We start from the raw sequence: 6,006 nt of genomic DNA on the forward strand, positions 1-6,006 counted from the left end.
AATTATGTAACTTTGCAGCCGAAAAGGCTTCCCTGCTGGGGGCATGCCCCCAGCAGGGAGTGGGAATGAAAGTTAAGAACAAGCCTTGACACAGTTTAAATTACACCCCCGGTAAGTTTGATGGGAATATGGCGGTGATGAAGTGGTAAAAGATAAAATACTCGTATCTTTACCATTCGAATTCGTTTTTGAAATCAGCCATCATTTCTAGAAAGTCAACAGCGTTGCCTGTTCTTGCATATTCTTCTTCACGAGCTAAGACATGATTCACCAACTCGTCATTATTGCATGGTGTCATAAAAGGATATTCTTCGGATTCGTTATGAGCCTCTGTTGCATATTCGTGACGATAGGTAACTGCAGGTTCTTTTGAGTTTGGCATTATTTTAGTCATATTGTAATCCTCCTTAATTTTGGTTACTCTAATTTGTTGCAAAATTACGATTAATATTTGAAAGTACCAAAGTTTTAAAATGATATTTTGTGGGATGAGTTGCAAAAACATGGCAAAAAGTTTGGAAGATACCAGATAATTTCTTATATTTGCACTGTTTAAAGATAGGTGTTATGAGAACAGTTCAAGATTATATCGCAATAATTAGGCAAAATAGTTCCAAGATTACTAAAGATTTTGGAATCAAGACATTGCGCATTTTTGGTTCCGTATCACGAAATGAGCAAACAGAGCAAAGCGATTTGGATATTTGTGTAGAAACAGAAACTCCTAATCCATTTTTATTGGCCGACTTGAAAGAGTTCTTAGAGGGCTTGTTCAAGTGCTCAGTTGATGTAGTGCGTATTCACAAAAACATGAATCCTTTCTTTAAATCAAGAATTGAACGGGATGGAATCTATGCAATTCGATAAATATGTAGCATTGGATATACTTAATAGAGTACATATTTCTATTGAGCATATAGAAGAGCGTTCACAACCTTATCATTGTGGCGATGATTTTCTGATGTCTTCTACTGGTTTCGCAATTCTTGATTCCATATGTATGCAATTTATTGCTATAGGAGAAAGTTTAAAGGGACTTGATAAGGTTACTAAAGGAGAACTTCTTACAACTCATCCTGAAATTGATTGGAAAAATGTGAAAGGGTTACGTGATATCATAGCTCATCATTATTTTGAGGTTGATGCCGATCAGATTTGGTGGATTATAGAAAATGAGTTGCAGCCTTTGAAAAAGGCAATTCAGGAAATGATAGAATCTTTAAAACGGATACTTGATGAGTAATGTCAGGTAGCCGTTTTGTCATTTCGTACTTCCAGCTCCCCATTTCATACATTTATCCCCCAACTTTCTATGCAGTTTCGGATAAATTCATTATCTTTGTCCCCCTGAAAACAACTAAAAAATAAAATGTAATGAAGAAAGGATTGAAATATACTTTGGTTTCCTTAGGCAGCCTGGTCGTTTTGGCTGGTGTTGGCCTGGGAATCATGTATGTGGTGTCGCCATATAAGGTGAAGCGGTGGTTGGGCATCGCTTCATCTTATTCTGATGTGTTCGTTGATAGATTGAAAGGGCAACCTTATACTCGTGGCGGGTATGACGGCATTGATGTGTCGAAACACAATGGAGTTATCAAGTGGAAGGAAATAGCGAAGAATAAGCGAATCAAGTTCGTTTATATCAGAGCTACACATGGTAAGGGATATGTGGATCGACATTATCGCCGAAATATCAGACTGGCTCGTAAATATGGGTTGAAGGTGGGATCTTATCATCTGATGTCTGCCGGCTCTTCTGCAACTGCTCAGTTCCGGGATTTCCAAAAGATGGTGAAGACAGAAACCGGACATTTGCATGGTATTGGAGAAAGGGTAGATTTAAGCAGATTCATGAATGGTACAACCATCAAGGATTTGATGTTGTAAGAAATATACTTGGTAAATACCCAAAACGAATTTATGTCTCTAACTCTCAGAAGTAACATCGTACATAAACAGGAGAGAATAGTCTACCATGTTTACCTTTCAAGGGATAATGGTATTAATAGATAACTAAAAGATAATAAAAATGAGTAAGGAAGTAAAGATTTCAGTTATCAAGTTTGAAATGGTCAACGGTAAGAAGACCTATAAGTCGTTTACCTTTAAGTTGAATCCAAAGGAAATGGCAAAGTTCAAGACCGAGGCAACGGTGAAGAAGAAGGTGGCAGAATACGTGGCGAAAAGTGGCGTATATAAGCCTTCTGAACTTCAGAACTTAAAATACGACATGAAAGAGTTCCTGGAGGAATGGAAGAAGATGGTTCCTGTGGTGGAAGCTGAAGAGCTTGCGAAACTGGATAAGTCACCGAATAATCCAGAGACTCGCGTTACCCCTCATCTCATCAGCCGTCTTGCCGCTGGTGAAATCTTTGTATTCGGTTCTAACGCCATGGGATATCATGATGGTGGTGCGGCAAAGACTGCCCTGGAGAAGTTCGGTGCTATCAGAGGTCAGGGACATGGTTTGCAGGGAAAGAGTTATGCCATCGATTCAATGAGTGGTATGGAAGCTATGAAAAAGGATGTGGATGAATTCATCGAGTTTGCTAAGAATCATCCTGACAAAACATTCTTTGTGACATTGATTGGTTGCGGTATCGCCGGATATTCTCCTGAAGAAATGGCTCCTCTGTTTGAAAGATGTTACGATCTTGAGAATGTGTGCCTTCCTTCTGAGTTCTGGGACATCATCGGATGGCCAAAGGTTCAGCAGCCACACTATGATCTCTTACGTTTCCTGGATGCTCAGGAGTTTGCCTATACCCAGGCTTTGAGAGAACTGAAGGAAGGAAGAAAACAAAGCCATTGGATATGGTATATCTTTCCACAACAGAAGGGACTAGGTCATAGCCACAACGCAAACTACTATGGTTTGGATGGCGAGGGTGAAGCCAGAGCCTATATTGAACATGAGATTCTGGGTGAAAGACTCCGTGAATGCTGCAAGGCGCTCCTGCTCCACAAGGGTAAGGACATCGAATACATCATGGGAAGCGGAGTTGATGTGATGAAGCTCAACACCTCTATGAATCTCTTCAATAGAGTAAGTCCGAATGATGTGTTTGAGGAAGTTTTGGATGCATTCTTTTAAAGAACCCACTTTTAAAAAGTAAGGCCTGTTTAAAATATTTTATATTTCACAAAAATAACAGATTATGATAATTATTAAAAACAAAAGATGTAAGTTAGAGAATATTCGTAAGGAATATCCTGGTGCAATAATTTTTGATGTTACTTCTAAAGGTGCATTGAAAACATTCTCTCCGTTCTATCCTCATGGTGATATTCCAGTATTTGGTTCTGATAAAGAACCTAAGGATGGAGATCCATATCTGGGTTCAGCTGAGCAGAGACCATTTAAATACTATTCTGCTTCCGTAGAAGGTATGTGGCAAGGTCTGGAGGTGTTTGAGCATGCAGGTGTTGATACTTCTTGCTTCACTAACACTACTATGCGTAATTTGAAGCGCAGCTGTAGACGTTTTGGTAAGTGCCTTGGACATATGTTTTGGGGAAAGCTAATAGACTATGCTACTGCAAGAGGTAGTATTTATAAGCCTGCTTATGAATACATGCTTCGATGGTATTGTCGTGAGGAGATTGATTATTTAACTTATTTAAATGAGCACAATAAAACAATAGTATTACTAGATTATAATACTAATTGTGACATAAATAATTTGTCTTCCCCACTTTCACATGCTTCTTTAATTAAAGAATTTGTGGAAATATATGGTATTTTACCTGAAGACTTTGTGTTCTCTCAGGAATGGGTAGATAAGCATTCAGTGAAGTAACTCATATTCGCCTATAGTTTTAAGACAAGCTCCTGAGCATGAGTTTAAACTGCTTACTTTTTAGTTCTCAACAATTATTGGAAAAGAACAACAAATAAAAACAATGCATATGGAGACTATTATTTCAACGATTGTGATTATAGCTTGTACTTACTTCTTTACGCGAAGAAAAGTAAAGCCTATTGAACAAGAGACTGATGGCTGTACACAACCTGAGGCTTCTGCGGACATACTGCAAGAAGAAAAGCAGGAAGAACCTCCACACACCAAGGATTTGTGCATAGAGCTGCTGAAGCAATTAAACTGTGAGGTATTTGTTTCAGAAGAGGAAGAGAATCGCTTGGATTTTAAATATCAGGGAGAACATTTTATCATAGATGCCACCAACGAGAGTTTCTTCATTAATATTTGGGATCCAGGGTGGTATGTTGTTCCATTGGATGATCTGGAACAAATGTCTAATGTACGTAAGGCAGTTAACACAATCAACAACTATAGTGGAACAACCATTGTTTACTACATAGAAGAAGAAGGACAGAAATTCATTCTCCATTCCAAACGCCAATGTATACTGCCAAAAGATTTACCCCACGTGAAAGAATACCTAAGGGCTCTTTTGGATGATTTTTTTGCTGTTCAAAAATGGCTGAGCAAAGAAATTGCAACGCAAAATAAAGAAAACTGATATCACCAGGTTTTGGATCCAGCTGTTTATGCACAAAAGAATGTTTTTTGACACACATTGCTGCTACTCGTGTTGTAACACCTTGATTTACAACATCTGTTTTTGGGGAAGTCTGATTTGGGTGTAGTATGGATTTTCTTTTTCTTAGCGGCATTGGGTAAATACAGAGCACAGAGGCAGAGAGTTAACTTTCTGCCTCTTTCTATGTTTTACACTAAACACCTGTCCATCTATGGGTTTAACTTTTGCAGTAACCACGGCTAGTGCACTAACTATACGCATGATTTTACCCCATCGCACCTCCTCATGCTTCTTCGCTTCACAATGCAAAAACTCAAATTTTCATCAATCCATGGTAACAAGACTCTGATAACGGCATGATTTATCGGAACTTGAAAGAACTGTTCAAAAGTTACATGAAGAGAACTCATCTACAAAATACTACAAACAGATAGAACAGACTTTAGAACATGTATTTTATACACAGAAGCAGGCATTTGGTACAATCAACAGATAGGATGTAGCATTATCTGCTCATTTTTATCTACTTTTGCTCCAGAAATGTTTACCTTTAGCCAGCTAAAGGTATATATGGATGTGCAAAGGCACTCTAAAACATTGAGTAATAAATAAAATCATTGCACCCATGATTTTCTAACATTAGAAACAACGTAAAAATAACAATATACAATGAAAATGTTATATGATATAATCGCAGGCATCATTTCTATGATTGCCAAAAGCCTGGGAGTTTCATATGCTACTGCCAATGTGGCATGGAGCTTATACCTACAGGGACTGGTGTGTATCCTATCCTGCCTCTTGCTTCTCATTCCCATGAGGAAGAGATACAAGCAATTCGGCTTGGATGTGTTCACCATATCAGGAACAGCCTCCATTCTTGGATATGCATACCTGATATTCGCCAACTGGTTCAATTTCATCAGCCCATTCATTGGGCAGAGTTTTCTGACTCAGCATAAAGCACTCATCAACTATACGAAGATGACGGGGATGCAATGGCACATGAGTTACCAGAGTGTTTATCTCATCCTCTTTGTCTTCCTGGGAGTGGCACTAATAGGAATGAACTTTATTCTGCTTGTATGGTTCAACCGACTAGCCAAGAAGACCAGCAATGAACTGATAAGTTTTCCTGTATCGAAATAACCCAACATACAAAAGAAGAATATATGACTAAGAAATGTATTATATCTGTATTGCTCGTAGTGGCTTGGGCATTGTTTGCCTCTCTGTTTTACAAGACCATCATGCTGATGCTGCTCTTCCTGGTATGGAAGAAGCACATCTTTGAGATGCTTCCGGCATGGACACAGAAATGGGGAATGAAACCTTATTGGATGCTCTTCTTCATATGCCTGTGGATGGCAATGCCCCGTTATCGCATCAACTCAAATGACAGGGTGAGACTCGTTTATCTGGATAAGAATGGTGAAAACAAACACCCTCCGCTTACCCAATATCTCATCAATACCCTGATTCCTGAAGAAGAGATAGTGA

At 38.7% G+C, this 6,006-nt stretch carries 9 protein-coding genes; 8 read left to right on the plus strand and 1 reads right to left on the minus strand.

Annotated features, from left to right (window positions below; translation table 11 throughout):
- Nucleotides 1-169: 169 nt before the first annotated feature.
- Nucleotides 170-394, minus strand: a complete 225-nt coding sequence (locus tag ACTQ53_RS16875) for a hypothetical protein (protein ID WP_441934419.1) — start codon at nucleotides 392-394, stop codon at nucleotides 170-172.
- A gap of 173 nt (nucleotides 395-567) precedes the next feature.
- On the opposite strand from ACTQ53_RS16875, the gene ACTQ53_RS16880 reads away from it, so the two are divergent.
- The 8 genes from ACTQ53_RS16880 to ACTQ53_RS16915 all read left to right on the plus strand — a co-directional run.
- Nucleotides 568-867, plus strand: coding sequence for a nucleotidyltransferase family protein (locus ACTQ53_RS16880; protein WP_022109834.1), 300 nt, complete (start codon nucleotides 568-570; stop codon nucleotides 865-867).
- On the plus strand, nucleotides 854-1,243 hold the full coding sequence (locus tag ACTQ53_RS16885; protein ID WP_441934422.1) for a HepT-like ribonuclease domain-containing protein: 390 nt from the start codon (nucleotides 854-856) through the stop codon (nucleotides 1,241-1,243). Before ACTQ53_RS16880 ends, ACTQ53_RS16885 begins: the two co-directional genes overlap by 14 nt.
- Before the next feature lie 131 nt (nucleotides 1,244-1,374).
- Nucleotides 1,375-1,887, plus strand: coding sequence for a GH25 family lysozyme (locus ACTQ53_RS16890; protein WP_441934424.1), 513 nt, complete (start codon nucleotides 1,375-1,377; stop codon nucleotides 1,885-1,887).
- A 142-nt stretch (nucleotides 1,888-2,029) separates the two neighbouring features.
- Complete coding sequence (locus ACTQ53_RS16895; RefSeq protein ID WP_437183352.1) at nucleotides 2,030-3,094, plus strand: A1S_2505 family phage non-structural protein; 1,065 nt, start codon at nucleotides 2,030-2,032, stop codon at nucleotides 3,092-3,094.
- A 64-nt stretch (nucleotides 3,095-3,158) separates the two neighbouring features.
- Nucleotides 3,159-3,800 (plus strand): DUF6939 family protein, encoded by a 642-nt coding sequence (locus ACTQ53_RS16900; protein ID WP_441934426.1) that lies wholly within the window; start codon nucleotides 3,159-3,161, stop codon nucleotides 3,798-3,800.
- Between the two features lie 109 nt (nucleotides 3,801-3,909).
- Nucleotides 3,910-4,485: a hypothetical protein gene (locus ACTQ53_RS16905; protein WP_441934428.1), complete on the plus strand. Its 576-nt coding sequence runs from the start codon at nucleotides 3,910-3,912 to the stop codon at nucleotides 4,483-4,485.
- A 696-nt stretch (nucleotides 4,486-5,181) separates the two neighbouring features.
- Nucleotides 5,182-5,655, plus strand: coding sequence for a hypothetical protein (locus ACTQ53_RS16910; protein ID WP_287609523.1), 474 nt, complete (start codon nucleotides 5,182-5,184; stop codon nucleotides 5,653-5,655).
- 23 nt (nucleotides 5,656-5,678) lie between these two features.
- On the plus strand, nucleotides 5,679-6,006 hold a 328-nt coding region (locus ACTQ53_RS16915), incomplete at its 3' end, for a hypothetical protein (RefSeq protein ID WP_441934430.1).

It is taken from the genome of Prevotella sp. Sow4_E9_plate, assembly GCF_052116205.1.
In the GTDB taxonomy this organism is placed as follows: Bacteria; Bacteroidota; Bacteroidia; order Bacteroidales; family Bacteroidaceae; genus Prevotella.

Bases quoted from the DNA above. Each gene is read 5' to 3' on its own strand.
- ACTQ53_RS16885 (WP_441934422.1), top strand. From the start codon at position 854: ATGCAATTCGATAAATATGTAGCATTGGATATACTTAATAGAGTACAT.
- ACTQ53_RS16900 (WP_441934426.1), top strand. From the start codon at position 3,159: ATGATAATTATTAAAAACAAAAGATGTAAGTTAGAGAATATTCGTAAG.
- ACTQ53_RS16890 (WP_441934424.1), top strand. From the start codon at position 1,375: ATGAAGAAAGGATTGAAATATACTTTGGTTTCCTTAGGCAGCCTGGTC.
- ACTQ53_RS16875 (WP_441934419.1), bottom strand. From the start codon at position 394: ATGACTAAAATAATGCCAAACTCAAAAGAACCTGCAGTTACCTATCGT.
- ACTQ53_RS16905 (WP_441934428.1), top strand. From the start codon at position 3,910: ATGGAGACTATTATTTCAACGATTGTGATTATAGCTTGTACTTACTTC.
- ACTQ53_RS16910 (WP_287609523.1), top strand. From the start codon at position 5,182: ATGTTATATGATATAATCGCAGGCATCATTTCTATGATTGCCAAAAGC.
- ACTQ53_RS16880 (WP_022109834.1), top strand. From the start codon at position 568: ATGAGAACAGTTCAAGATTATATCGCAATAATTAGGCAAAATAGTTCC.
- ACTQ53_RS16895 (WP_437183352.1), top strand. From the start codon at position 2,030: ATGAGTAAGGAAGTAAAGATTTCAGTTATCAAGTTTGAAATGGTCAAC.